The organism is Microbacterium hydrocarbonoxydans (genome assembly GCF_900105205.1).
In the GTDB taxonomy this organism is placed as follows: Bacteria; Actinomycetota; Actinomycetes; order Actinomycetales; family Microbacteriaceae; genus Microbacterium; species Microbacterium hydrocarbonoxydans.
On sequence record NZ_FNSQ01000005.1, the window covers coordinates 2,182,787 to 2,207,487 of the forward strand.

Genomic DNA, 24,701 nt, shown 5'->3' on the forward strand with positions numbered 1-24,701 from the left:
CAGGGCTAAGGGGCCCTGGCACTCAAGAAAGGTCAATGAAGACATGACTGAAGTGAATCTCGGTCTCTACTTCCTGTCGGAGTTCGTCGGCACTGCGCTGCTGATCCTCCTCGGATGTGGTGTGGTCGCAAACGTCGCGCTCGCGAAGAACAAGGGCTTCGGCGGCGGCTTCCTGATGGTCAACTGGGGATGGGGTCTCGCGGTCTTCGTGGGTGTCCTCGCCTCGGCCTACTCCGGAGCCATCCTGAACCCCGCCGTCGGTATCGGCCTCCTGGTCGCCAACAAGATCGACTTCTCGCAGTTCGCCGTCGCCACCGGCGCGGAGCTGCTCGGAGCCATCGTCGGTGCGATCCTCACGTGGCTCGCCTACAAGCAGCACTTCGACGAGGAGCCGGACCCGGCCAACAAGCTCGGCGTGTTCTCGACGGGTCCTGCGATCCGCTCGTACGGTTGGAACCTCGTCACGGAGGTCATCGGTACGTTCGTCCTGGTGTTCGCGGTCTTCGCATTCGCGGACTACGGCGACATCGAGATCGGCGTCCCCGGAGGCCTCGGACCGCTCAGCGCGCTCCCGGTCGCCCTCGTCGTGGTCGCGATCGGTGCCTCCCTCGGTGGACCGACCGGTTACGCGATCAACCCCGCCCGTGACCTCGGCCCGCGTATCGCTCACGCGATCCTGCCGATCAAGGGCAAGGGCTCCAGCGACTGGTCGTACTCCTGGGTGCCGGTGGTCGGCCCCCTCGTCGGTGGTGTCCTCGCCGCCCTCGCAGCGCCCGCGCTGCTCAACCTCGCCTGACCCGAACCTGACTTCAAAGGAGAACACAATGGCCGACTACATCATCGCCATCGATCAGGGCACCACCTCCAGCCGCGCGATCATCTTCGACAAGAAGGGCAGCATCGTCGCGACGGGTCAGAAGGAGCACGAGCAGATCCTGCCGAAGGCGGGCTGGGTCGAGCACGATCCCGCCGAGATCTGGCGCAACGTGCAGGAGGTCATCGGTCTCGCCCTGAGCCGCGCCGACCTGACGCGCCACGACATCGCCGCCGTCGGCATCACCAATCAGCGCGAGACCGCGGTGGTCTGGGACAAGACGACCGGCAAGGCCGTCTACAACGCGATCGTCTGGCAGGACACCCGCACGCAGGAGATCGTCGACCGCCTCGCGGCCGACGGCGGCGTCGAGCGGTTCAAGCCGGTCGTCGGACTCCCTCTCGCCACCTACTTCTCGGGCACCAAGATCGCCTGGATCCTCGAGAACGTCGAGGGCGCGCGCGAGAAGGCGGATGCCGGTGACCTGGTCTTCGGCACCACTGACAGCTGGGTTCTCTGGAACCTCACCGGTGGCGTCGACGGTGGCGTGCACGTGACGGACGTCACCAACGCGTCGCGCACGATGTTCATGGATCTCGAGACGCTCGAGTGGCGCGACGACATCCTCGAGGCGTTCGGCGTCCCTCGCTCGATGATGCCGGAGATCCGCTCCTCCTCCGAGGTATACGGCGCAGCCGAGGACTCGTCGCTGCTGCGCGAGACGCCGATCGCCGGCATCCTCGGTGACCAGCAGGCCGCGACCTTCGGCCAGGCCGCCTTCAACCAGGGTGAGAGCAAGAACACCTACGGCACCGGCTGCTTCCTCATCTTCAACACGGGTGAGGAGATCGTCCACTCCAAGAACGGGCTGCTGACCACGGTCGGCTACAAGCTCGGTGACGGCCCGACGCACTACGCGCTCGAGGGTTCGATCGCCGTCACCGGATCGCTGATCCAGTGGCTGCGTGACCAGCTCGGCATCATCGGCTCCGCCCCCGAGGTGGAGGAGCTCGCCAAGCAGGTCGATGACAACGGTGGCGTGTACATCGTGCCGGCGTTCTCGGGCCTGTTCGCGCCGTACTGGCGTCCGGACGCCCGCGGTGCGATCGTCGGACTCACCCGCTACGCGAACAAGAACCACATCGCCCGCGCAGCGCTCGAGGCCGTCGCATTCCAGACGCGCGACGTGCTCGACGCGGTCAACGCCGATGCCGGTGTCGACCTCACCGAGCTCAAGGTCGACGGCGGAATGGTCGCCAACGACGCTCTGATGCAGTTCCAGGCCGATGTGCTCGGCGTTCCGGTCGTCCGACCGGTCGTCGCCGAGACCACCGCCCTCGGCGCCGCGTACGCTGCGGGACTCGCCGTCGGATTCTGGAACGGCCTGGACGACCTCTCCGCCAACTGGCAGGAGGACCGTCGTTGGGAGCCGTCGATGGAGGACGCGGAGCGCGACCGTCAGCTGCGCCTGTGGCGCAAGGCTGTCAGCAAGTCGATGGACTGGGTCGATGAGGACGTGAAGTGACCTCAGTCTCCTGAAGAAGCGGGTCCGGAGTGTTACTCCGGACCCGCTTTGTCTGTCCTGTCGAGGTCAGCCGCCCGGTCCGACCGTCGAACGATCCGCTGCGCGCTGCCGACGGGCGTCAGTTCTTGCCGAAGAGCTTCTGGATCTCCGCGAGGTCGGCCTCGCTCGGCGCCTTCGCGCCGCCCAGGCCGAAACCGGATCCAGTGGGCGTCGAGGCCGCGGCGAGGCCGGCGTTCTCTGCGGCACGCTTCGCGGGGTTGCCCGAGCGCGATCCACCGGACGACTTGCCCTTCTTGCCGCGCTTGGAGGACGCGCCCGGCTTGCCGAGACCGGGCATGGCTCCCATCCCGGGGATGTTCGGGGTGCCACCTCTGGCGACGGTCTTCATCATCTTCGCGGCCTGGTCGAATCGAGCGACCAGCTGGTTCACGTCGGTCACGGTCATGCCGGATCCGCGCGCGATCCGCAGGCGGCGGGAGCCGTTGAGGACCTTCGGGTTGCGACGCTCGCCGGGAGTCATGGAGCGGATGATCGCCTCGGTGCGATCGATCTCTCGCTCGTCGAAGTCCTCGAGCTGCTGCTTCATCTGACCCATGCCGGGGAGCATCCCCAGCATCTTCTTCATCGAGCCCATCTTCTTCATCTGCTGAAGCTGGTCGAGGAAGTCCTCGAGGGTGAACTGCTCGGTCGCGAGCTTCTCGGCCATCTTGACGGCCTCTTCCTCGTCGAAGGCCTGCTGGGCCTGTTCGATGAGGGTGAGGATGTCACCGAGGTCGAGGATCCGGCTCGCCATGCGATCGGGGTGGAAGGGCTCGAGGTCCTCGAGACGCTCGCCCGTGGAGGCGAAGATGATGGGACGGCCGGTGACGGAGGCGACGGAGAGGGCCGCGCCACCGCGGGCGTCGCCGTCGAGCTTGGACAGCACGACGCCGGTGAAGTCAACGCCTTCCTGGAAGGCGCGCGCGGTGTTCACCGCATCCTGACCGATCATCGCGTCGATGACGAAGAGGACCTCGTCAGGGTCGGTCGCCTTGCGGATGTCCGAAGCCTGCTTCATGAGCTCCGCATCGACACCCAGACGACCGGCGGTGTCGATGATGACCACGTCGTGCTGGTGGCGACGTGCGTGCTCGACGCCGTCACGGGAGACCTTCACGGGGTCGCCCACGCCGTTCCCCGGCTCAGGGGCGTAGACAGTCGCGCCCGCCTGCTCGGCGACGACCTGGAGCTGATTCACGGCGTTCGGGCGCTGTAGGTCGGCGGCGACGAGCAGCGGGGTGTGCCCCTCGCCCTCGAGCTGCTTCGCGAGCTTGCCGGCGAAGGTCGTCTTACCCGAACCCTGCAGCCCCGCGAGCATGATGACCGTCGGGGCCGTCTTCGCGAACTGCAGTCGGCGCTGCTCGCCGCCGAGGATCTGGACCAGCTCCTCGTTGACGATCTGCACGACCTGCTGAGCCGGGTTCAGCGCCTTGTTGACCTCGTCGCCGAGTGCGCGCTCGCGCACCTTCGCGGTGAACTCCTTGACGACGGTGAGCGCGACGTCGGCGTCGAGCAGAGCGCGACGGATCTCACGCACGGTGCCGTCGACGTCGGCCGCGGTGAGCTTTCCCTTCGTGCGAAGGTTGCGGAAGGTCTCGGTGAGCCGATCGGAGAGCGTGCCAAAGGTAGCCATGGTGACACCGAGTTTACGCGAAACCGGCGACCTTTTCCGCGCTCGGCGAGGCCACGACCACGAGGTCGTCCCGGAGCAGCTCGGGAATGGCGTCTCATCCCAGACCTGCCCGGCTCACGCGTTCTCGTCCGCGGAGCCGGTCAGTTCGTCGGAGCACTCCACGGCAGTCGTCCGATTGCACTCATCGCGTCGTCGAAGCGGTCAGCCACCGACCCCCGACCGGCGCCGCTCTCGGCCCAGGCGCGTATCGCGGCGATCACCGCGGCGGCCCAGGTCGCAGCCACGATGTCGGCTGCCAACGCGGAGACACCCGAACGGTGCGCGAGGTCGGCCAGTGCGGCTGCGAGCCTGGCCTGTCGCAGGGCGGCGTCGCGTTCGAGTTCGTCATCCAGGCCCATGGCCGAGGAGTTCGTCATCGCGAGGGCGAGGCTGTCGGGCGCGAAGCCGTCGACGAGGGAGGTGAGGATGCGCCTGACCTCGGTGCCCGCACGATCCTCGGGGACGGAGACGAGGTCGTCGACAGCGCGATCGATGCGATCGTCGAGCCCCGACCACAGCACGTCGCTCTTCGAGGAGAAGTAGTTGAAGAAGCTCGATCGGCTGACGCCGGCCCGCTGCGTGATGTCGGCGACGGAGGTCGAGTCGTAGCCGCGTTCCAGGAAGAGCTCGCAGGCGGCTTCCGCGAGGGTCTCTCGGGAGGACGCCTTGGGACGTCCGGCTCGGCTGGGACTGCTCATCCTCACACGCTACCGCGCGACGGTTCGTGGCGCGTCCCGAGTCGAAGAGGAGTATTCTTAGACCCAATCCATCTATTGACCGAGAGCGGGTCGCTCATGCTCGACATCCTCACCCCCGGCCTCGCCCCCGCGTACGTCCCGTACTCGGACGGCTGGGAGCTCCAGCGTCGGATCCACGCGGACGTGGTCGACGGCACTCGTCCTGACACGTTGATCCTCCTCGAGCACGAAGCCGTCTACACGGCAGGCAAACGGACCGAGCCTCAGGAGCGTCCGCAGGACGGCACCCCGGTCATCGACGTGGACCGGGGCGGAAAGATCACGTGGCACGGACCCGGCCAGCTCGTCGGCTATCCGATCGTCCGCCTCCCGGAGCCGATGGATGTCGTCGCCCACGTGCGTCGCCTGGAGCGCATCCTGATCGACGTGCTGCGCCCCTTCGGCGTCGACGGCCGCCAGATCGACGGACGCAGTGGAGTCTGGGTCCGCCGCCCCCTCTCCGAGGACAAGGTCGCCGCCATCGGGGTCCGCGTGCAGCAGGGAGTGACCATGCACGGCTTCGCGATCAACTGCGACAACAGCCTCGCCGGCTTCGGCGGCATCATCCCGTGTGGGATCACCGACGCCGGCGTCACCACTGTCAGTGAGATCGTCGGGGCCGACATCTCCCCCTCCGACATCCTCGAATCCGTGTCGGCCGCCTTCGTCGCCGACTACTCGACCGCCGAGCAGGCAGGAGCCTACGCATGACCGCCGCCGCACCCGAAGGACGGAAGCTGCTCCGTCTCGAGATCCGCAACGCCGAGACCCCGATCGAGCGCAAGCCCGAGTGGATCAAGACCAAGGCGAAGATGGGTCCGGAGTACACCGCGCTGCACTCGCTCGTAAAGAGCGAAGACCTGCACACGGTGTGCCAGGAGGCCGGCTGTCCCAACATCTTCGAATGCTGGGAGGACCGCGAGGCGACGTTCCTCATCGGCGGCTCGCAGTGCACGCGGCGCTGCGACTTCTGCCAGATCGACACAGGGAAGCCCGATGCCTACGACACGGACGAGCCGCGCCGCGTCGCCGAGAGCGTCGTGCGCATGAACCTCCGCTACGCGACCGTGACCAGCGTGGCCCGCGACGATCTGCCGGACACCGGCGCCTGGCTCAACGCCGAGACGGTGCGCAAGATCCATGAGCTGAACCCGAACACGGGCGTTGAGCTCCTCGCCAACGAGCACAACGCGGATCCGGCGTTCCTGGGCCAAATCTTCGATGCGCGCCCCGAGGTGTTCGCGCACAACGTCGAGACGGTGCCTCGCATCTTCAAGCGCATCCGCCCTGCGTTCCGCTATGAGCGCTCGCTCGATGTCATCACCCAGGGCCGCGATGCAGGACTCATCACCAAGTCCAACCTCATCCTGGGTATGGGCGAGGAACCGGAGGAGGTGGTGCAGGCCCTCAACGACCTGCACGAGGCAGGCTGCGACATCATCACGATCACGCAGTACCTGCGCCCCTCCCCTCGCCACCTGCCGGTGGCCCGGTGGGTGAAGCCGGCCGAGTTCGTGGAGTTCAAGGAGGAGGCGGAGCGAATCGGATTCCTCGGCGTCCTCGCGGGCCCGCTCGTCCGTTCCTCGTATCGTGCAGGGCGCCTGTGGGCGCAGTCGATGCTGTCGAAGGGCCGCGAGATCCCGCCGCACCTCGCGCACATCGCCGACAGCGCAGATCTCGGCTTCGCTCAGGCCGTCTGAGGCACGACCATGATGAGCGTCAGTCGGCGCTCATCACCGACTGCACGCTGCCGTCGGAACCGAGGTTCACGAGCAGCACGTCGTCGGTGGTCGCGGCATCGAGAGCGTACTCGAGCACCGCGAACGGCTCCGAGCCTCCGTGCTCATCCGCCAGGATCGTCATGCTCATCAGTCTCAGCGAGCGGATGATGTCGACGGCGGCGTCGCCGCTCACGTCGACCAGCACGTCTTCGAGTTCGTCCCCGTAGGCCTCCTGCTGCTGCAGGATGTACTCGGTCACCTCGCTCGTGCGATCGTCCACCTCGGAGAGCATCCCGCGGCGCGAAGTGGCGTCGACGTTCTCCAGGCCGGAGATGAGGGATGCCGCGATGTCGAGCGCGTCCGCCGACACGTCGTCCTGGTCCGGCGCGGTGAGGTCGACGGTGACGCTCTGGTCACCCAGCTCCACCGTCTCGGACCAGAAGATCGAGCCGTCCGGCCCCGAGGACAGGAGTCCGAAGTAGTCGTGTTCGATCGCCATAACGCTATGAAACCAGCCTCGTGCTCGCGGCGGTAGTCCCGACCTCAGCCGACGAGGGACTGGACGAAGACATGGGGGGTGAAACCGGTCAGATCATCGATGCCCTCGCCCTGTCCGAGGAGCTTGACGGGGATGCCGGTGCGCTCCTGCACCGCAAGGACGAAACCGCCCTTGGCGGAACCGTCGAGCTTGGTCAGGACGAGCCCCGTGACGCCCGCGTGCTCGAGGAAGGCCTCGGCCTGCATCACGCCGTTCTGTCCGGTGGTGGCGTCGAGCACCAGCAGCACCTCGCTGATGGGAGCCTGTTTCTCGATCACGCGACGGATCTTGGAGAGCTCGTCCATCAGCCCGCCCTTGGTGTGCAGGCGGCCGGCGGTGTCGATGATCGCGATCTCGATGCCCTCGCGCTGAGCGAACTCGATCGTCTGATACGCGACGGACGCGGGATCCTGTCCCTCCTGCTGGGGACGGACGATCGCCGCTCCCCCGCGCTGCGCCCAGGTGGCGAGCTGATCGACCGCGGCAGCGCGGAAGGTGTCGGCAGCGCCGACGACGACACTGCGCTGGAAACCGCGGAGGAACTTGGTGAACTTGCCGATGGTTGTGGTCTTGCCCACGCCGTTGACGCCGACGACCAACACCACGGCCGGACGCTCGGTCAGCTTGAGGGTGGTGTCGAACTTGGCGAAGTGCTCCTCCAGCGTCTCGCGGAGCATCCGCTGCAGGTCCTGAGGGTCGGTCGTCCGAAAACGCTCGACCTTCTCTCGGAGCTCCTCCACGACGCGCTCGCTGATGTCTGGACCGAAATCGGCCGTGATGAGCGCCGTCTCGAGGTCTTCCCACGTCGTCTCGTCGATCGTGGGCTTGACGAACATCCCGCGCAGTGCACGGGTGAGGGACCAGGACTTCTCCGCCATGACTCCAGCCTACGGGTCGCGTACCGACGCCTTGCATCGACACCTACGCTCTGAGCACAACTTCGGAGACGGCAGACGCCACGCGGGGCGGCGAGCATGGCGGCCCGGCGCGTCCTCGACGATCTCCGAAGCCGTGCCCGTTCGGGGGGGGGCGAGCCGTGCCCCGCGGGTCAGCCTGCGGCCACCGCGCGCTCTGCGGCGCGATCGCCTACGCGCTGACCGACGACGGCGGACACCCCGTCCTGCCGCATCGAGACACCGTAGAGCGCGTCCGCGATCTCCATCGTGCGCTTCTGGTGCGTGATGATCAGCAGCTGCGAGCTCTCGCGCAGCTGCTCGAACACCGTCAGCAGCCGCCCGAGGTTCGCGTCGTCCAGCGCCGCCTCCACCTCGTCGAGGATGTAGAACGGACTCGGCCGCGCCTTGAAGATCGCGACGAGCAGAGCGACTGCGGCGAGTGAACGCTCCCCTCCGGACAGCAGCGACAGCCTCTCGATCTTCTTGCCGACGGGACGCACCGACACCTCGATACCCGTCGTGAGCATGTTCTCGGGGTCCGTCAGCGAGATGCTGCCTGAGCCTCCGGGGAACAGCAGCGGGAAGACCTCGCCGAACGCCGTCCTGGTGTCCTCGAAGGCGCTCGCGAAGATCGTCTGCATCCGCTCGTCGAGGTCGGCGATGATCGTCAGCAGGTCCTGCCGCGTCTGCGTGAGGTCGGCGAGCTGCTCGGTCAGGAAGGCATGACGCTGCTCGAGAGCGGCGAACTCCTCCAGCGCGAGCGGGTTGACCCGTCCCAGCTGAGCGAGCTTGCGCTCGGCATCCGCGAGCCGGCGCTGCTGGATGCGTCTGTCGAAGGGGATCGCGGTGTCGTCGACGAGCTCTCCATCGGCGGGCTCAGACAGCGGATCGCGCGGAACGAGCTGGTCAGGGCCATATTCCGCAATGAGAATATCTTCGTCGAGTGCGAGCTCCGATGAGACTCGCTCCAGCAGGCTGTTGAGGTGGAGCTTCTTCTCGTGAATCTGCAGCTCGAGTCCGTGCACGCTCTCGGTCAGGCCGGCAAGCCGCTCGCGAAGCGACGTCTCCTGCGCACGCAGCGCCGTCAGCTCCTCGTTCTGCGCGGACCGGGCGGCCTCGGCCTCGGCGAGAGCGACGCGGGCTTCGGTCACCGAGCGATCGATCGAGTCCAGGATGCGCGGCAGCTCCTCGGCGACACCGGATGCCGCCTTCCGCTGCGCACGTCGGATCACCGCGCGTCGTGCCGCCTCGGCCGCAGCATCCCGCTCCTGCTCCCGCTGTCGCTCGAGACTCGCCACTCGCGCCTGGGCGGAGCGGACGCGCTCGCGCAGCGTCTCGATCTCGAGGCGCGACCTCACCTCGTTCTCTCTCGCGAGTTCGAGCGCTTCGAGCAGACCGTCACGCGCTGAGGCATCGAGCACGGGCCGGGGCGCCGCCACAGCGGCATCCAGCTCGGCCCTCGCCGCCTCCGCCTTGGCCTCGGCATCCTGGACCGCGCTCTGCGCCTGTGCGAGCCCTGCCTCGAGCCGCTCGCACTCGGCGACGGCGGACTCGTGCGTCACCGTGATGCGGTTCACCTGCTCGGCGTGACTCGCGAGTGCCGCATCATGCTCTCGCAGCGCACGGAGCGTCTCCTTGGCGTGGCGTCTGGATGTCTCCACCGCCTCGTTCGCGTCTTCCCGGGCTTCACGGAGCGAATCGACGATGACCTGCACCTCGGCCAGTCGCTCGACCGCCGCATCCCGCTCGGCCGCGAGCTCCAGACGGGATCGTTCGCCGCCGGAACCGGTGCGCAGCGTCTGGGCGGTGACCACGTCACCGCCGGTGGTGACGATCGTCGTCGTCGTGTCACCGGCCCCGTCGAGGGCAGCTCGCGCTGAGCGCGCCGCATCGAGATCGTCCGCGATCAGCACGTGCGAGAGGACGCCGAGGACTCCATCCGGCGCGGTGACGGTGTCGACGGCCGGTGTCACGCCCTCGAGCGCCGGAAGCTGCACGGACGGCCGCGCCGCATCGGCGACGACGAAGTCGACCACTCCCCTGCGATTCTCCGCGGCGTCACGGGCGAGAGCGAAGGCGTCAGTCGAGCGCTCGACGAGGACGCCTTCGGCGAGAGACCCCAGGACGGCGGCGATCGCGGCCTCGAAGCCTGCCCTGACCTGCACCGAGTCGCCGACGAGACCGCGGATGCCTGCACCCCCCGCCTTCACGATCTCTGCCGCGCCGCCCGAGATCGCGAGGGCGCTGCCGAGGGCCGCCGACTTCGCGGTGAGCGAATCGACCTCACGCTCGGCGGCATGAAGACGCTCGCGCAGCGTCTCACGCTCGGCCTCCGCCGCTGTCGCCACGCGCTGTGCGCTCTCGTACGCGGCGGAGTACTCCGCCGCCGTTCCTTCGGGTGCCTCCGCGTCATCGATGGCCTCGAGGGCGTCGGCGGCCTCACGGCGTCGGCTGTTCGCCGCCTCCAGGGCGTTCTCGGCTCGCAGAACCGCGCCGCGGACCGCGGCGAGGGCGGAGGACGCGGCCTCGGCCGTGCCTCGCAGCGCACTGAGGCGCATGTCGTACTCCGAGACCAGCGCGCTCTGCTCGGCGATGTCGACGTCGAGGGTGTCGAGCTCGGCTCTCGCGTGCACGACCTCGCGGCTCGCGACCGTGGCCGCATCCTGAGCATCGCCGAGGCCTGCGGAGATCTCGGTGATCTCGTCTTTCGCCTCGTCGATCGTGCTCTGCGTCACGGTCACGGCGGTCACCGCGGCGTCGTCCTCCTCCGAGCCGAGCAGCGCGAGACGCTGGTTGGCTAGCGTGTACAGGCCTCGCATTCTCTCCTGCACCTGCTCGAGACCGAAGGCGACTCCGCGCGCCTGATCGACCGCGACCGAGTTCTGGTCCTGCTCGAGGCGAGCGATGCTCCCTCGTACCGCCTCGGCCTGATCCGACAGCACGAGGCGCTCGGTGTGGCGCTCGTGCTCGGTCCTGGTGTGGTCGGCGAGGGCGGTGCGCAGTGCGACGACGTCGTCGGCGAAGATCCTGGCCTTGGCGTCGCGGACCACGGCGGCGATCGTCTGCGCCTCGCGGGCGATCTCGGCCTGCCGCCCCAACGGCTTGAGCTGGCGTCGGATCTCACCGGCCAGATCGCTGAGCCGAGTGAGGTTGGTCTCCATCGCGTCGAGCTTGCGGAGGGTCTTCTCCTTGCGACGGCGGTGCTTGAGGATGCCGGCCGCCTCTTCGATGAAGCCTCGACGGTCCTCCGGCGACGCCTGCAGCACCGTGTCCAGGCGACCCTGTCCGACGATGACGTGCATCTCGCGGCCGAGTCCCGAGTCGCTGAGCAGTTCCTGCAGGTCGAGCAGACGGCAGTTCTCGCCGTTGATCGCGTACTCGCTCGAGCCGTTGCGGAACAGCGTCCGGCTGATCGTCACCTCGGCGAACTCGATCGGCAGCGCTCCGTCGCTGTTGTCGATCGTGAGCTGCACCTCGGCGCGTCCGAGGGGACCTCGCGTGGAGGTGCCGGCGAAGATGACGTCCTCCATCTTGCCGCCGCGCAGCGTCTTCGCGCCCTGCTCGCCCATCACCCAGGCGAGAGCGTCGACGACGTTGGACTTGCCCGACCCGTTCGGACCGACGATGCAGGTGACCCCCGGTTCGAAGACGAAACTCGTCGGCTGCGCGAAGGACTTGAACCCCTTGAGGGTCAGGCTCTTCAGATGCATGCGCGGACCGCGCTTCCGGGGTGAATCACGCCCATACGCTACCGGAATGACGGCTCAGAACCGGCATCCCGCGCGGGATGCGGGCGAACCGACATGACGGGCGACACGCCGGTACGCGCCGGGCATCCTTGACGGACACGCCCGGGATTCGCTACCGTAACCTCCGGATCGCCACTCGAAAGGAGGTTACCGATGATCACTCAGCTCAACGCACAGGCCACAGGCCTCGCCGCGCCATTCGCGCCGCGCCTTGCGCACTCGGTAACCGCCGGCGTCCGATTCACCGCGCTGTCGTAGAACCGTCGCACGAGGACTCTGCCCGGTGACGGGCGTCCTCTTCGCCGCGCTCGCGCGCCCCATCCGCTGACCCGCCCTCGGGTCACGGATCCCGCCGATTCCGGCGGTCGCCTTCTCGCGACCCCGGACCCTCGACTCCCTCCGCCCTCAGACGGCCGCCTTCATGGCGCCGTCGACGGCGATCTCCGCATCCATCCACACCGTTCATCTCGAAGGAACCATCGTGAACACCACGCTGTATCGCAGCACCACTCACCCACCGGATACCGAGGGCCGACAGGTCCTCCACATCCCTGCACCCGACGAGCTGCAGCGCCTGGCGCTGTCCGATCGTCTCTCGCTCCGGATCGGCCTCTGGCTGCTCCAGCGAGCTCAGCGTCCTCGCCCTGCCCGTCGCATCACTGCGGCCGACGGAGTGGACGCACTGCACCTCGAGCGACGGAACCGCACCGCCGCCGAGACCTACGCCCTGCTCACGTACGACCTGCAGCGTCAGCTGCGCTGACCCGGAGATCCGAATGAGCATCGCACTCACCTCAGGTGCCTCACTGCATCCGCTCGTGCTGCCTGCGCGAGCGGATGCAGCGGACGCGGGAGAGTTCCGTGAGCTCTCCCGCGTCCGCAACGCCGTGTACCGGGAACTCACCGGCCGCAGCGAGCAGGACCTCACGCCCGAGGCGCTGCTGCCTCTGCTGCGTTCGCGCCCGGAGAGGACCACCGTCGTCTGGGCGGTGCGTGTCGACGGCGATATCGTCGGCCGCGCCGTCGTCGACATCCCGCACGAGGAGGGATCGAGGGTGGCCATCGCCTCCGTCGAGATCCTCCCGCGCGTCTGGGGACGCGGCATCGGCCGCGCCGTCGCCCCGCACATCGAGGCCGTCGTCCGACAGCACGGCCGCACCGTCATCCAGAACTGGACGGAGCAGCAGGCGAGCGACGGTCGGCGGCTCCAGGCGCGCACCGGGTTCGGGAGCGTTCCGGACGACCACGTCGCCCGGTTCCTGGCCCGACAGGGGTTCAGCCTGGAGCAGGTCTATCGCGTGAGCCGGCTGGACATGGCTCCGAGCGCCGTCGAGCGCGCCGAGGCACTGCTGAGAGAGGCCGAGGGGTTCTCGACCGACTACCGCGTCCTGCAGTGGATGGTGCCGACACCGGCGGAGCACCTCGACGGCTACGCATGGCTCAAATCGCGTATGTCGACCGATGCGCCGTCGGCTGACCTGGAGACCGACGAGGAGACCTGGGATGCCGACCGGCTCATCGCCGCCGAGAAGCGCATCGCCGAGATGGGGCAGACCGTGCAGGTGACGGCCGCCGAGCACATCGCGACGGGCGAGCTCACCGCGTTCACCGAGCTCGGCATCGGGCCGGACTTCCATGGCACCACTCATCAGCACGACACGCTCGTGTTGAAGGAGCATCGAGGGCACCGTCTCGGCCAGCTCGTGAAGAGCGCAGCCCTCCTCTCCTGGAGGGATGTCGCACCGGACTCCCCCGACCTGATCACATACAACGCCGAGGAGAACCGGCCGATGCTCTCCATCAACGAGGCCATGGGCTTCGTCCCCATCGCGTACGAAGGCGCCTGGAAGAAGGAACTGACATGACGACACTCACCCTGACGATCAGTGCGCTGACCGTCCCGGCGTCGCTGGACGCCGATGACGCCGCCGACTTCCGCGCGTACGGAGAGTTGAACAGGTTCATCTGCGACGAGGCCGTCGGCCTGCCCGACATCGCTCCGGACGCCGCTCAGATGCTGGCCGCCTGGCAGGACGGCACCGACACGCTGCAGACCGGCTTCGTGGCGCGAGCGGGCGACGACATCGTCGGCATGATCACGATCTCGTACCCGCAGGAGGAGGACGCGCATGCCGCCGAGGTGGATCTGCTCGTCCCGCAGGAGCACTGGGGTCGAGGAGTCGAGGACGCACTCCTCGCGCTCGCCGAGACGGAGGCTCGGGCGCATGGCAGGTCGCTGCTCCAGACCTGGACGCTGCACCGGCCGATCGAGAGCGACCGGATGATCGTGCCGAACACCGGGTGGGGTCGCATCCCTGCCACCGCGCTGTCCGACGCCCTCAGTGCTCGCGGGTACGCCTTCGAGCAGGTCGAGCGGAACAGCGAGTTCGATCTGCGCTCCGATCCGACCGCGCTCCGAGCGATGCTCGGTGCCGCGACCGCCGCCGCCGGACCCGACTATCGGGTGCACCAGTGGCTGGCGCCCACACCGGCGGAGTTCCGAGCGGGCTACGCCGCGATCCTCGCCCGTCTCTCGACGGATGCGCCCAGTGGCGACATGGACTTCGCAGCCGAGGAGTGGGATGCCGATCGCGTCGTCCGCCGCGAGAGGCGTCTCACCAGCGCCGGACAGACGCTGTCCGTCGTCGTCGTCGAGCACGTGCCCAGCGGAGACCTCGTGGCGTACAACGAGCTGCTCGTCGGTGCGGATCCCCGTGGAGTGACCCACCAGCTGGGAACCCTCGTCTCGGGCGATCATCGCGGTCACCGCCTCGGCACCGTGGTGAAGTGCGCCAATCTGCTGAGCTGGCGCGAACTCGTGCCGACGTCGCCGACGGTCTCGACCTTCAACGCCGAGGAGAATCGTCCGATGCTGGGGATCAACGAGGCCATCGGCTTCGTTGCCGTCTCGTACGCGGGCGCCTGGCAGAAGCGGATCTGAGAGTCATCCGATCGGTGTACGCGGCGCGCGGCGGATCATCCGCCTGACCGATGCACCGATCGGATGCTCCGCGCGAGGCTGGGAGACATGAACGACTCCGTCCTCGAAGCCCGCTCTCTCACCAAGTCCTACGGCAGCACGCGCGCACTCGCCGGAGTGGATCTGACGATCCACCGCGGCGAGTCCGTCGCGATCATGGGCGCGTCCGGCTCGGGCAAGACCACCCTGCTGCATGTGCTCGCCGGCATCATCACCCCCGACACCGGGACCGTGTCGTTCCAGCCCTCGACCGGGACGCCTGCCGAGCTCGCAGGGCTCAGCGAAGCCGCGCGGTCCCGACTGCGCAGGGAGCGGTTCGGATTCGTCTTCCAGCAGGGATTGCTCATCCCCGAGCTCACCGCTGTGGAGAACGTCGCGCTCGCCTCCATGATCAACGGCGTCAAGCGGGCGGATGCCACGGCGCACGCCGCATCCTGGCTCGCTGCCCTGGGCCTCGCCGGGATGGAGGACCGCCGCATCGGAGAGCTGTCGGGTGGACAGGCGCAGCGCGTCGCGATCGCCCGCGCCCAGGCGACCGGAGCGGACCTCGTCTTCGCGGACGAGCCGACCGGCGCACTGGACTCGCAGACGTCGCAGGAGGTCATGAACGCCTTGCTCTGGTCGACCACCGGCCAGGGACGCACTCTCCTCGTCGTCACCCACGACCCCGACGTCGCGGCTCGCTGCTCACGGGTCGTCGCTGTGCGCGACGGCCGGATCATCTCCTCGGCGGTGTCGGCATGAACGCGCGCGTCCTGACACTGCTCCTGCGCCCCGCGCCCGGGCAGAACGCCGTTCTGGCGCTTCCGATCATCGCCTTCGGCGTGGTCACGGCGCTCGTGCTGACCGTGGTCGGCGGCGCGCAGTCGTTCTGGTCGTGGACCGACGACTACGCTCCGGTGTACCAGGCCCTCGCCGCGATCGCGCTGGTGCTGCTCGTCGTCCCGCTGATGAACCTCGGCGGTGCGGCCGCCCGCCTCTCGGCGCGGCGGCGGGATGAGCGTCTGTCGACACTCCGCCTGCTCGGGGTCACACCGATGGGCGTGAGTGTCGCCACGGTGATCGAGTCCGTGCTCGTCGCCGCCGTGGGCGCCCTCGCCGGAGTGCTCGTCTACCTCGCGGCATCCCCTCTCATCGGATTGATCCCGTTCCGCGGTACCGCTCTCGGCGTCGAGGCCGTCGTCCTCTCCCCGTTGGCGATCCTCGGAGTGGTCGCCGGCGTGCTGCTCGTCGCGGCCGGAAGCGCTGTGCTCGGACTCCGCCGCGTGATCGTGTCGCCGCTGGGCGTCCGGATGCGCACGACAGCCGCACCCGTGCACTGGTTCCGCGCCATCATCGCTGTCTCGGTGCTGGCCATGGTCTTCGTGCTGGTGAAGATCTTCCCGTCCATCGCGGGGCTTGCGATGACCATCGTGACCCTCGCTGTGCTGTTCGCCGTCGCCCTCGCCGTGCTCAACGTGATCGGGCCCTGGGTGCTGAAAGTCGCGGCGTCCCGTCAGCTCCGCCGTGCCGAGGTCCCCGATCGGCTCCTCGCCGCCCGGATGGTGCTCGATTCGCCGAAGGCCGCGTGGCGGCAGGTCAGCGGCATCGCGATGGCGAGTTTCATGGCCGTGTTCGCAGGCACGGGCGTCTCGCTGATGAACGTGATGAACAGCGGCGACGTCTCCTCCGCGGATGCGGCGCTGGCCGTCGACATGCGCACGGGCCTCGTCATCACGCTGATCGCCTCGTTCCTGATGGTCGCGGCGTCGGTGGGTGTGAACCAGGCGGCATCCGTGCTCGACCAGCGTGACCTGCACGTGAGCCTGCACCAGCTCGGCGTCCCCCTCGACACGGTCGACACGGCGCGACGCCGGGCGATCATGTCGCCACTGCTCGTGACAGCGATCGGATCAGCGCTCACGGCGGGTGTGCTCGTGTTCCCGCTGCTCGGGATCGCACTGATCACCGCGCCGGAGTCCCTTCTCACGATCGGCGTCGTCGTCGCGACCGGGATCGCCGTGGTGTGGGCGAGCACCCGAGCCACCCGGCCGCTGCTCGCCCGCTCGTTCCACGCCGCGTGAGCGGCCTCCTGAGCGGCCTGGAGTGCCTCAGCGGCGGCGCTGGCACCGGGGGCAGTAGTGGCTCGAGCGGTTCATGAACGCCTCACGGCGGATCAGTCCGCCGCAGCGTGGGCACGGCTGGCCGCCTCGGCCATAGGCGTTGAGCGAGTGCGCGAAGTACCCCGCCTGGCCGTTCACGTTGACGTACTGGGCGTCGAAGCTCGTGCCGCCCTCGGCGAGAGCCTTCGCGAGGACAGTGCGTATCTCGGCGAGCAGCCGCGCCACCGCCTGCGCCGACAGCGTCCGTCCGGCCGTCTCGGGGTGGATGCGGGCGGCCCACAGCGATTCATCGGCGTAGATGTTGCCGACCCCGCTGATCACCTGCTGGTCGAGCAGGATCCTCTTGATGGCGCTGTTGCGCCTGCGCACGGCCAGCACGAACGCCCGGTCGTCGAAGAAGGGGTCGATCGGGTCCCGGGCGATGTGCACGACCTGGGTCGGGATGCGCGAAGGGCCGTCCGCCACGAGATCGTCGACCGCGAGCGAGCCGAACGTGCGCTGGTCCGCGAAGACGATCGCCAGCTCGCCGTGATGCGCGTGCTCGACGTCGATGCGGATCCGCTCGTGGCGCTCGGCGGGGGCATCCGGCGTGCGGAGCAGCATCTGGCCACTCATTCCGAGGTGGGCGATCAGAGCGTCCTCGCCCGAGGCGAGCGGCAGCCACAGGAACTTGCCTCGGCGTTCCGCGCCCGCGAACGTCCGTCCCTCGAGACGCGCGACGAAGTCGGCGGCACCGGAGGCGTGTCGCGTCAGTGCCCGCTCGTCCCACACCGTCACCGCGGTGATCAGGGAGCCGATGGCCGCCGGCGCGAGCCCGGCTCTGACGACCTCGACCTCGGGGAGCTCAGGCACGCTCGTTGAGCAGGCGCCAGGCGCTGAGCGCGGCGGCCATCTCGGCCGTCTTCTTGCTGCTGCCCTTGCCCGTCATCGCCACATCGCCGACGACGACCGTCGCGGTGAAGCGGCGATCGTGATCGGGGCCGCTGGCCTCGACCGAGTACACCGGCGGCGTGGATCCGGCGCGAGCCGCCAGCTCCTGCAGACTCGTCTTCGGATCCATCGCTGCGCCGTAGCGTTCAGGGTCGGCGAGCAGGGGCGCGGTGAGCCGCAGCACGAGTTCGGTGGCGGCCTCGGGACCTGCGGACAGATACGTCGCGCCGATCACGGCTTCCATCGTGTCGGCGAGGATCGAGTCCTTGTCGCGACCGCCGGTCTGCTCCTCACCTCGGCCGAGCAGCAGATGGCTGCCCAGGTCGATGGCACGAGCGACCTCGGCGAGAGCGACGGTCGACACGACGCTCGCTCGCCGCTTGGCGAGTTCGCCCTCGTCGAGACCGGGATGCGTCGTGAACAGCATCACGGTGACGGCCTGGCCGAGCACAGAGTCGCCGAGGAACTCCAGGCGCTCGTTATGCGGGATCCCGCCGTGTTCGTACGCGTAGGAGCGATGGGTGAGCGCCAACTCCAGAAGCTCCGCGTCGATATCGACGCGGAGCTTCTCTGGGAGAGGTCTCGTCCCCCCAGGGACCTCAGTCACAGTCGTGAAGTCGCGACTCAGACGTCGGCGACCTTGCGACCCTTGTACTCGAGGAACAGCTCGGTGCCCTGCGAGTCGGTGACGACCTTGGCCTGGTGAGGACGGCTGTAGACGACCTGGCCGTTCTCGATGGTCTTGACGAGTGCGACGGGCGCCGCCTTCCACTGCGCGCGGCGCGAGCGGGTGTTCGAACGGGATACCTTGCGCTTCGGGGGGTTACCAGCCATGACTAGCTCTCTTCTTTCTCGGCGGCTCGGCTGTGTGCCTCACCGTCTTGGTCTGTGATCTGCTGGAGCGCGCTCCACCGAGGATCGATGGGAGCCACCTGCTCCTTACCGGTGCTCGCGGTCAGCCTCTCGCCCGTCTCCGGGTCGAGCCCGGGGCAATCCGGCTGACACACCGGCTGAAATGGAAGCGACAATACGGCCGCATCCCTGACTAGAGTTTCAAGATCCACGTGGTCGTCTTGAACCTCGAAGTCAGTTTCTTCCTCACCAGGATACGCGAAAAGCTCCTGGAACTCGACTTCGACGGGCCGAGCGATGTCGATGAGGCATCGACCGCACACTCCGGAGTACTCGGCGTCGACGGTTCCGGACACGAGGATGCCCTCGTGGACCGACTCCAGACGGACGTCCAGGTCGAGCTCCGAGCCCGCCTCGTACGAGACGATCCCTTCTCCCCACGCGTCTTTCAGGGTCACCGAGAACTCGTGCTCGCGCATCTCGCCCGGCTTGCGGACGATGTCGCGGGCAGGAAGGACGAAAGGACCATTCATTCGGGAACGCACCCCGCAATGGTACCGGCTCTGCGGCGCAGGAGGCTGGTTCCGGGCTGAGCGCGACGCGCCGAGCGTGCCGGTCAGATCCCTCGGGCGCCGGTGTCGAGGAAGGCGGCGACGGCCGGCGGGACGAAGGGCGAGACATCGCCCCCGAGGCTCGCGACCTGACGCACCAGGGAGCTGGAGACCAGCGCGTGCGCGGGATCGGGCAGGAGGAAGACGGTCTCGATGTCCGCGAGGTGACGGTTGACGATCGCCATCGGCGATTCGTAGGCGACGTCGATCTGCGAACGGATGCCCTTGACCAGCACCCCGGCACCCACGTCCCGCGCATAGTCGACCAGGAGGCCCATGCTCCACGATCCGACGATGACGTTGCCGTCCATGCCCTCGTCGGCGATCGACTGCTCGATCAGCGACATGCGGGCCGCGATCGGCAGCATCGCCTCCTTGCCGGGATTGTGCACCACGAGCACGTGCAGCTCGTCGTACAGCTTGGCCGCACGACGGATCACGTCGAGGTGGCCCAGGGTCGGCGGGTCGAAGGAACCCGGGACGACGGCGATCCGGCTGCTCATGTCACCAGCCTAAGGCACACGCCGAGAGGGTCAGTTCTTCGCCAGGGCAGCGCGGTCATCATCGCTCACCCGTCGCTCGATGGCCGCCCTGAGGCCCGGGTTCGACTCGAGATCGGGATCGGCGGCGAGGATGCTCTCGGCGAGCTCGCGTGCCCTGACGATGAGACCGGAGTCCTTGACGACCCGGAGGAGCTTGAGCGACGAGCGCACGCCGGCCTGCGCGGCCCCCAGCACGTCGCCTTCGCCGCGCAGCTCGAGGTCGACCTCGGCCAGCGCGAAGCCGTCGAGCGTCGCAGCGACCGCCTCCACGCGTTCCCTTGCCACGGAACCGGCCTCGGCCTCGGTCACGAGAAGACAGAGACCAGGGACCCCACCTCGACCGACTCGCCCACGCAGCTGATGCAGCTGCGAGACGCCGAACCGGTCGGCGTCGAGCACGATCATCGTCGACGCGTTCGGGACGTCCACACCGACCTCGATCACCGTAGTGGCCAGCAGCAGATCGATCTCGCCGCGGGAGAACGCCTGCATGACCGCATCCTTCTCATCTGACGGCATCTTGCCGTGCAGGACGGCTCGACGCAGGCCGCCGAGCTTCGGATGCGTCGCGAGCGCCTCATCGAGCTGCACGACACCCCATCGGGGACCGGACGCCCCCTCCGGCTGCAGGAGCGTCGCCTCCCCCGCCTCAGCGGTCTTCTTGGTCGTGTCGATCGCCGCGCAGACCGCGAAGACCTGGCGCCCCTGCGCGATCTCCTCCGCTGCGCGCTCCCACACGCGGTTGAACCAACCGGGGTGCTCGGCGAGAGGGGCGACGAACGACTCGATCCCCGCGCGTCCCCGGGGCATCGTGCGGATGACCGAGGTGTCGAGGTCGCCGAACACCGTCATGGCGACTGTGCGTGGGATGGGTGTCGCCGTGAGCACGAGCGCATGCGGACTCGACCCCTTGGCCCGCAGCGCCTCGCGCTGCTCGACCCCGAATCGATGCTGCTCGTCGACCACCACGAGTCCGAGGTCTGCGAAGGTCGTCTTCTCGCCCAGGAGCGCGTGCGTGCCGACGACGATCAGCGCCTGACCCGATGCGACCCGCAGCGCGGCCTTGCGACGCTCGGCCGCTGGCATCTGCCCCGTCAGCAGCGTCGGCATGACGAGCGGCGCCAGCTGCGGGCCGAGCATCTTCGCGATCGAGCGCAGGTGCTGGCCCGCCAAGACCTCGGTCGGCGCGATCAGCGCCGCCTGTCCTCCGGACTCCGCCACCTGAAGCATCGCGCGCAGCGCGACCAGCGTCTTCCCCGAGCCGACCTCGCCTTGAACGAGCCGATTCATCGGCCACGCGCCGATCAGGTCCTTCGCGACCTGATCTCCGACCGTCTGCTGGTCGGGCGTGAGCTCGTAGGGCAGCGAGGCGTCGAATCGCTCGAGGAGTCCGCCCGGCTTCGCGGGGCGCGGCGTCGCCGCAAGTGCGCGCACGGCGTCGCGCTGCTGCAGGAGAGCGGTCTGCAGAGTCAGCGCCTCATGCATCCGGAGGGTGCGCACTGCGGGGTCGATGTCGTTGCGGGTCTTGGGCCGATGGATCTGATCGAGCGCCTCCCGCGCCGTCAGCAGCTCCTCGCGGGCCCGCACCTCCGCAGCCAGCGGCTCCGGCACCTCCCCGAGGTCGTCGAGCACGCGCGTGATGAACTTCGCGATCTGCCAGGTCTGCAGGGTCGACGTCGCCGGGTAGATCGGGATGAGCACGGCAGCGCGAGCATCCGCCCGCCGACGGGCCGCGTCCTCGTCATCGAACAGCTCGTACTCCGGATGCGCGAACTGCGTCATCCCGTTGAACTCGCCGACCTTGCCGGAGAAGACCCCCCGCCGACCGACCGCAAGGTCCTCGGAGCGCCACTTCGCCGCTCCGAGGTTCTTCGCGAAGAAGGTGAGCGACATCTTGCCGATGCCGTCGCCGATCACGACGTCCACCATCGCGCCGCGACGATTGCGCATCGCCCTGGCGCTGGAGGAGAGCACCTCGGCGACGATCGTCACGGTCTCGCCGAGGGGAAGTTCGCGGATGGGGGTGAGCTCGCCCGGATCGGCGTACCGGCGCGGGTAGTGCGAGACCAGATCGCCGACGCTCTTCATGCCGAACGCGCGATCGAGAGACTTCGCGGGGGTGGCGCCCAGCGCCTCCTCGAGCGGCGAATCCAGCGTGAGCGACATGCTCCGAGTCTAGAAGGCGGCGCCGACACGGCGAGCTGCGGCGCTGTCGTATCGTGAACGTGTGACGAGGATCATCGCAGGACAGGCGCGCGGCGCACGACTGGACGTGCCATCAGCCGGAACCCGGCCCACCAGCGACCGCGTGCGGGAGTCCCTCTTCGGAGCGCTCGAGTCCGCCGACGCGATCGTCGGCGGACGCGTGCTCGACCTGTACGCCGGCTCCGGCGCACTCGGACTCGAGACCCTGAGTCGTGGGGCGTCTGCGGCTGATCTCGTCGAGCAGGGTCGCGCGGCCGCAGACATCGTGCGCAGGAACGCGGCGACCGTCGCGAAGGCCGGCGCTCCCGCGGCGCGGGTGCATCAGAGTGCGGTACGGGCGTTCCTACAGCGGGCCACCGGTCCGTACGACCTCGTGTTCTCGGACCCGCCGTACGACCTCGACGATGCCGCGATGACCGCGGATCTCGTCGCGCTCGCGCCGCTCCTCGCACCGGACGCGCTCGTCGTGATCGAACGGGCGCGTCGCTCCACCCCTCCCGACCTCGCCGCGGCCGGCCTGGTGCTCGTCCGCGAGCGCAACTACGGCGACACCACGCTGTGGTGGGCGGAGCCCGAGGATAGGGATGACCTTCAGCCGGACGCCGAGTCCCAGTCGCGATAGGGATCCCACCCCGAGGCCTCGACCGGAGCGCCGTCGACGAGCAGAGCATCCTCTCCTCGTGCCACGACCTCGCCGATGGCGCGGAAGCCGGCGGGAGGGATGCCGGGCGGGAAGGTCGCGAGGAGCGCATGGTCCTCTCCCCCGCCCAGGGCGCGTTCGACGTTCTCCCCCAGAGCGCCGCCGTCGAGCGCGATCGTCACCTCGGATGCCGCGGCCAGTCGCCGCGCGTCGAGGGCGAGTCCGTCCGAGATGTCCATCATCGCGGTGGCCCCGGCGATCGCGGCGAACGGACCGAGGCCGATCGGCGGCGACGGCCGCAGCTGCGCGTCGAGTGCCGCCCTCTCGCCCGCGCCCAGCGCAGCCCGATCGATCGGAACAGGCGTGTCGCCGTCCCGGAACCGTCCGAACAGCACCGACAGCCCGAGCGCGGCGTGGCCGAGCTCGCCGGCCACGGCCACCACGTCTCCCACTCGCGCGCCGGACCGCGTCACCGCCTGACGGCCCTCGAGGTCGCCGAGTGCGGTCACGGCCACGGTCAGCACATCGGAGACGGTGAGGTCACCTCCGACGACGGCACACCCCGGCGCCAGTGCCGCGCAGGCCTCCCGGAAGCCGTCGGCCAGGCTCTCCACGAAGGACAGGCGCAGATCCCGCGGCACGGCGAGGGCGACGAGCAGTGCGGTGGGGCGAGCTCCCATCGCCGCGATGTCGGCGAGGTTGACCGCGGCGGACTTCCAGCCGAGGTCGAATCCCGACGACCACGCCATGCGGAAGTCCGGTCCGTGCACGAGGGTGTCGGTCGTCGCGACCACCGACCCCGACGGAGCGGCGATCACGGCGGCGTCGTCCCCCGGTCCGATCACGGTGTGCGCACCGCGCGCCGTGCGGTTCAGGATCGCTCGCAGGATCTCACCCTCGGAGAGGTCGCCGAGGCGCGGATCGTCGTCGCGAGGTCGGGAGTGCATGCAGTCAAAGGTAGCCTGGAAGCATGCCCCGCTTCCGCCTCCTCGCCGTCGCCGCGGGCGCTCTGACCCTCGCCGCAGCCCTCGCGGGCTGCTCGACGACCGTGCACCTCGAACCTGCCGACGACGCCAATGATCCCGCGTGCGCCGAGGTGTCCGTGCTGCTGCCCGACTCCGTCGTGGACCTCGACCGGGTCTGGACGGATGCCCAGGCGACCGGCGCCTGGGGCGACCCGACCGTCGTCCTGCGGTGCGGCGTCGAACCTCCGGCTCCCTCGACCGAGGTGTGCACCACGATCGGCGGGGTCGACTGGCTCGTCCTCGATCAGGAGGAGGAGCGCCAGCGGCTCGTGACGTACGGCCGCGAGCCCGCGATCGAGGTCGTCATCCGACGCGGTGAGGAGATCGACTTCCGCACGGTCGTCGAGAAGCTCTCGACCAGCATCCAGTCCGGACTGGCGCCCGCCACGGCGCACTGCACCGATCGAGTGCCGACGGCGACCGAGCCTCCGACCGAAGAGGGCTGAGAGAGCACGGACAGGGCTGTCGGCTCGACCCGCTTCGCGAAGCCCCTCTAGACTCGCGGCATGAACCGCACCCCCGCAGGCAGAGCGTCCATCGTCGCAGCGATCCTGGTCGGAGCGGGAGCGCTGCTCAGCAGCATCCTCGGCTACTTCTTCCTGCTGTGGGGAGTGCCGAACGTCCCGCGGCTGTTCATCCTGCAGGATCCGATCGGCTTCGCTCTGCGTCCGAACGCTCTCCCGCTCGCCGTCGTGGCGATGCTGCTGGCCCTCGTCGTCCTGATCGGACTCACCTGGCTCTTCGTCCGACTCGTCGTGCGAGGCGCGCTGCCGGGGCGCGGATCCGCCGTCTTCTTCGGCACCTGGGGTGCCGTGGTCGTCGCATCCTGCATCGCCGGGCTGGTGCGGGCGCCGCTGGCCGTCGCTGCGCTGGGCATCCCGGCAGAGCAGTCCGAGATCCTCATGATCCAGACGTTCCAGGCCGTGACCGCGAGCGCCTCGTGGGGACTCACCTGGGGATGGCTGACCGCCCTCGTCGCGACGCTGATCCACCGCTCGGCGCCGGCCGCGATCGGATACGGCGCCGCGAGCGGTGCATCTGCCGATTCGGCACCGGACGCGACGACGTACCCGCCGCAGCAGGCGTCAGCGGACACGACGTACCCGCCGCACGCCGGCTGACG

At 68.8% G+C, this 24,701-nt stretch carries 24 protein-coding genes; 12 read left to right on the forward strand and 12 right to left on the reverse strand.

Features of this window, described 5'->3' with window-relative positions; all coding sequences use genetic code 11:
- The first annotated feature begins 43 nt into the window (after positions 1-43).
- Both BLW44_RS10860 and glpK read left to right on the forward strand, forming a co-directional pair.
- Entirely contained in the window at positions 44-796 is a 753-nt protein-coding gene (locus tag BLW44_RS10860) for an MIP/aquaporin family protein (RefSeq protein WP_060925850.1), read from the forward strand.
- 28 nt (positions 797-824) lie between these two features.
- On the forward strand, positions 825-2,339 hold the full coding sequence (glpK, locus tag BLW44_RS10865; RefSeq protein ID WP_060925849.1) for a glycerol kinase GlpK: 1,515 nt from the start codon (positions 825-827) through the stop codon (positions 2,337-2,339).
- Between the two features lie 118 nt (positions 2,340-2,457).
- Here the strand turns inward: glpK and ffh are convergent, their stop codons facing one another.
- Both ffh and BLW44_RS10875 read right to left on the reverse strand, forming a co-directional pair.
- Complete coding sequence (gene ffh / locus BLW44_RS10870; protein WP_060925848.1) at positions 2,458-4,011, reverse strand: signal recognition particle protein; 1,554 nt, start codon at positions 4,009-4,011, stop codon at positions 2,458-2,460.
- A gap of 140 nt (positions 4,012-4,151) precedes the next feature.
- Positions 4,152-4,748, reverse strand: coding sequence for a TetR/AcrR family transcriptional regulator (locus BLW44_RS10875; protein ID WP_060925847.1), 597 nt, complete (start codon positions 4,746-4,748; stop codon positions 4,152-4,154).
- A 96-nt stretch (positions 4,749-4,844) separates the two neighbouring features.
- Between BLW44_RS10875 and lipB the strand changes: the two genes are divergently transcribed.
- Both lipB and lipA read left to right on the forward strand, forming a co-directional pair.
- A complete protein-coding gene (gene lipB, locus BLW44_RS10880; protein WP_060926033.1) occupies positions 4,845-5,498 on the forward strand; it encodes a lipoyl(octanoyl) transferase LipB in 654 nt (217 codons plus the stop codon).
- Positions 5,495-6,487 (forward strand): lipoyl synthase, encoded by a 993-nt coding sequence (gene lipA, locus BLW44_RS10885; protein WP_060925846.1) that lies wholly within the window; start codon positions 5,495-5,497, stop codon positions 6,485-6,487. Before lipB ends, lipA begins: the two co-directional genes overlap by 4 nt.
- 19 nt (positions 6,488-6,506) lie before the next feature.
- On the opposite strand, the gene BLW44_RS10890 is transcribed toward lipA, so the two are convergent.
- From BLW44_RS10890 to smc, 3 genes are all read right to left on the reverse strand, one after another.
- On the reverse strand, positions 6,507-7,007 hold the full coding sequence (locus tag BLW44_RS10890; RefSeq protein WP_060925845.1) for a DUF2004 domain-containing protein: 501 nt from the start codon (positions 7,005-7,007) through the stop codon (positions 6,507-6,509).
- 44 nt (positions 7,008-7,051) lie between these two features.
- Complete coding sequence (gene ftsY, locus BLW44_RS10895) at positions 7,052-7,924, reverse strand: signal recognition particle-docking protein FtsY (protein WP_060925844.1); 873 nt, start codon at positions 7,922-7,924, stop codon at positions 7,052-7,054.
- A 170-nt stretch (positions 7,925-8,094) separates the two neighbouring features.
- Entirely contained in the window at positions 8,095-11,652 is a 3,558-nt protein-coding gene (gene smc, locus BLW44_RS10900; RefSeq protein WP_060925843.1) for a chromosome segregation protein SMC, read from the reverse strand.
- 520 nt (positions 11,653-12,172) lie between these two features.
- On the opposite strand from smc, the gene BLW44_RS10905 reads away from it, so the two are divergent.
- The 5 genes from BLW44_RS10905 to BLW44_RS10925 all read left to right on the forward strand — a co-directional run bounded on the left by BLW44_RS10905 (position 12,173) and on the right by BLW44_RS10925 (position 16,734).
- On the forward strand, positions 12,173-12,454 hold the full coding sequence (locus BLW44_RS10905) for a hypothetical protein (protein WP_060926032.1): 282 nt from the start codon (positions 12,173-12,175) through the stop codon (positions 12,452-12,454).
- Positions 12,455-12,467: 13 nt separating this feature from the next.
- The gene (locus tag BLW44_RS10910) at positions 12,468-13,556 is read left to right on the forward strand and encodes a GNAT family N-acetyltransferase (protein WP_060925842.1); all 1,089 of its coding nucleotides are present in this window, start codon (positions 12,468-12,470) and stop codon (positions 13,554-13,556) included.
- On the forward strand, positions 13,553-14,632 hold the full coding sequence (locus BLW44_RS10915; RefSeq protein WP_060925841.1) for a GNAT family N-acetyltransferase: 1,080 nt from the start codon (positions 13,553-13,555) through the stop codon (positions 14,630-14,632). The genes BLW44_RS10910 and BLW44_RS10915 overlap by 4 nt, the downstream gene beginning before the upstream one ends.
- Positions 14,633-14,719: 87 nt before the next feature.
- On the forward strand, positions 14,720-15,415 hold the full coding sequence (locus tag BLW44_RS10920; protein ID WP_060926031.1) for an ABC transporter ATP-binding protein: 696 nt from the start codon (positions 14,720-14,722) through the stop codon (positions 15,413-15,415).
- Entirely contained in the window at positions 15,412-16,734 is a 1,323-nt protein-coding gene (locus tag BLW44_RS10925) for an FtsX-like permease family protein (protein WP_060925840.1), read from the forward strand. The genes BLW44_RS10920 and BLW44_RS10925 overlap by 4 nt, the downstream gene beginning before the upstream one ends.
- A 27-nt stretch (positions 16,735-16,761) precedes the next feature.
- Here the strand turns inward: BLW44_RS10925 and mutM are convergent, their stop codons facing one another.
- The 6 genes from mutM to BLW44_RS10955 all read right to left on the reverse strand — a co-directional run bounded on the left by mutM (position 16,762) and on the right by BLW44_RS10955 (position 21,874).
- A complete protein-coding gene (mutM, locus tag BLW44_RS10930) occupies positions 16,762-17,625 on the reverse strand; it encodes a bifunctional DNA-formamidopyrimidine glycosylase/DNA-(apurinic or apyrimidinic site) lyase (protein ID WP_060925839.1) in 864 nt (287 codons plus the stop codon).
- Complete coding sequence (gene rnc, locus BLW44_RS10935; protein WP_060925838.1) at positions 17,618-18,310, reverse strand: ribonuclease III; 693 nt, start codon at positions 18,308-18,310, stop codon at positions 17,618-17,620. The genes mutM and rnc overlap by 8 nt, the downstream gene beginning before the upstream one ends.
- Before the next feature lie 17 nt (positions 18,311-18,327).
- Positions 18,328-18,537, reverse strand: a complete 210-nt coding sequence (gene rpmF / locus BLW44_RS10940; protein WP_017830754.1) for a 50S ribosomal protein L32 — start codon at positions 18,535-18,537, stop codon at positions 18,328-18,330.
- Positions 18,538-18,539: 2 nt separating this feature from the next.
- The gene (locus BLW44_RS10945) at positions 18,540-19,088 is read right to left on the reverse strand and encodes a YceD family protein (RefSeq protein WP_060925837.1); all 549 of its coding nucleotides are present in this window, start codon (positions 19,086-19,088) and stop codon (positions 18,540-18,542) included.
- A gap of 83 nt (positions 19,089-19,171) precedes the next feature.
- Complete coding sequence (coaD, locus tag BLW44_RS10950) at positions 19,172-19,669, reverse strand: pantetheine-phosphate adenylyltransferase (protein ID WP_060925836.1); 498 nt, start codon at positions 19,667-19,669, stop codon at positions 19,172-19,174.
- Between the two features lie 30 nt (positions 19,670-19,699).
- Positions 19,700-21,874 (reverse strand): ATP-dependent DNA helicase RecG, encoded by a 2,175-nt coding sequence (locus BLW44_RS10955; RefSeq protein WP_060925835.1) that lies wholly within the window; start codon positions 21,872-21,874, stop codon positions 19,700-19,702.
- A gap of 61 nt (positions 21,875-21,935) precedes the next feature.
- On the opposite strand from BLW44_RS10955, the gene rsmD reads away from it, so the two are divergent.
- A complete protein-coding gene (rsmD, locus tag BLW44_RS10960) occupies positions 21,936-22,535 on the forward strand; it encodes a 16S rRNA (guanine(966)-N(2))-methyltransferase RsmD (RefSeq protein ID WP_060925834.1) in 600 nt (199 codons plus the stop codon).
- Here rsmD and thiL read toward each other — a convergent pair.
- The gene (thiL, locus tag BLW44_RS10965) at positions 22,505-23,500 is read right to left on the reverse strand and encodes a thiamine-phosphate kinase (RefSeq protein WP_060925833.1); all 996 of its coding nucleotides are present in this window, start codon (positions 23,498-23,500) and stop codon (positions 22,505-22,507) included. The genes rsmD and thiL overlap by 31 nt on opposite strands.
- A gap of 23 nt (positions 23,501-23,523) precedes the next feature.
- Here thiL and BLW44_RS10970 point away from each other — a divergent pair, with 23 nt between their 5' ends.
- Both BLW44_RS10970 and BLW44_RS10975 read left to right on the forward strand, forming a co-directional pair.
- Positions 23,524-24,024: a DUF3515 family protein gene (locus BLW44_RS10970; protein ID WP_060925832.1), complete on the forward strand. Its 501-nt coding sequence runs from the start codon at positions 23,524-23,526 to the stop codon at positions 24,022-24,024.
- 60 nt (positions 24,025-24,084) lie between these two features.
- Entirely contained in the window at positions 24,085-24,699 is a 615-nt protein-coding gene (locus BLW44_RS10975) for a hypothetical protein (protein WP_060925831.1), read from the forward strand.
- Positions 24,700-24,701: the final 2 nt, after the last annotated feature.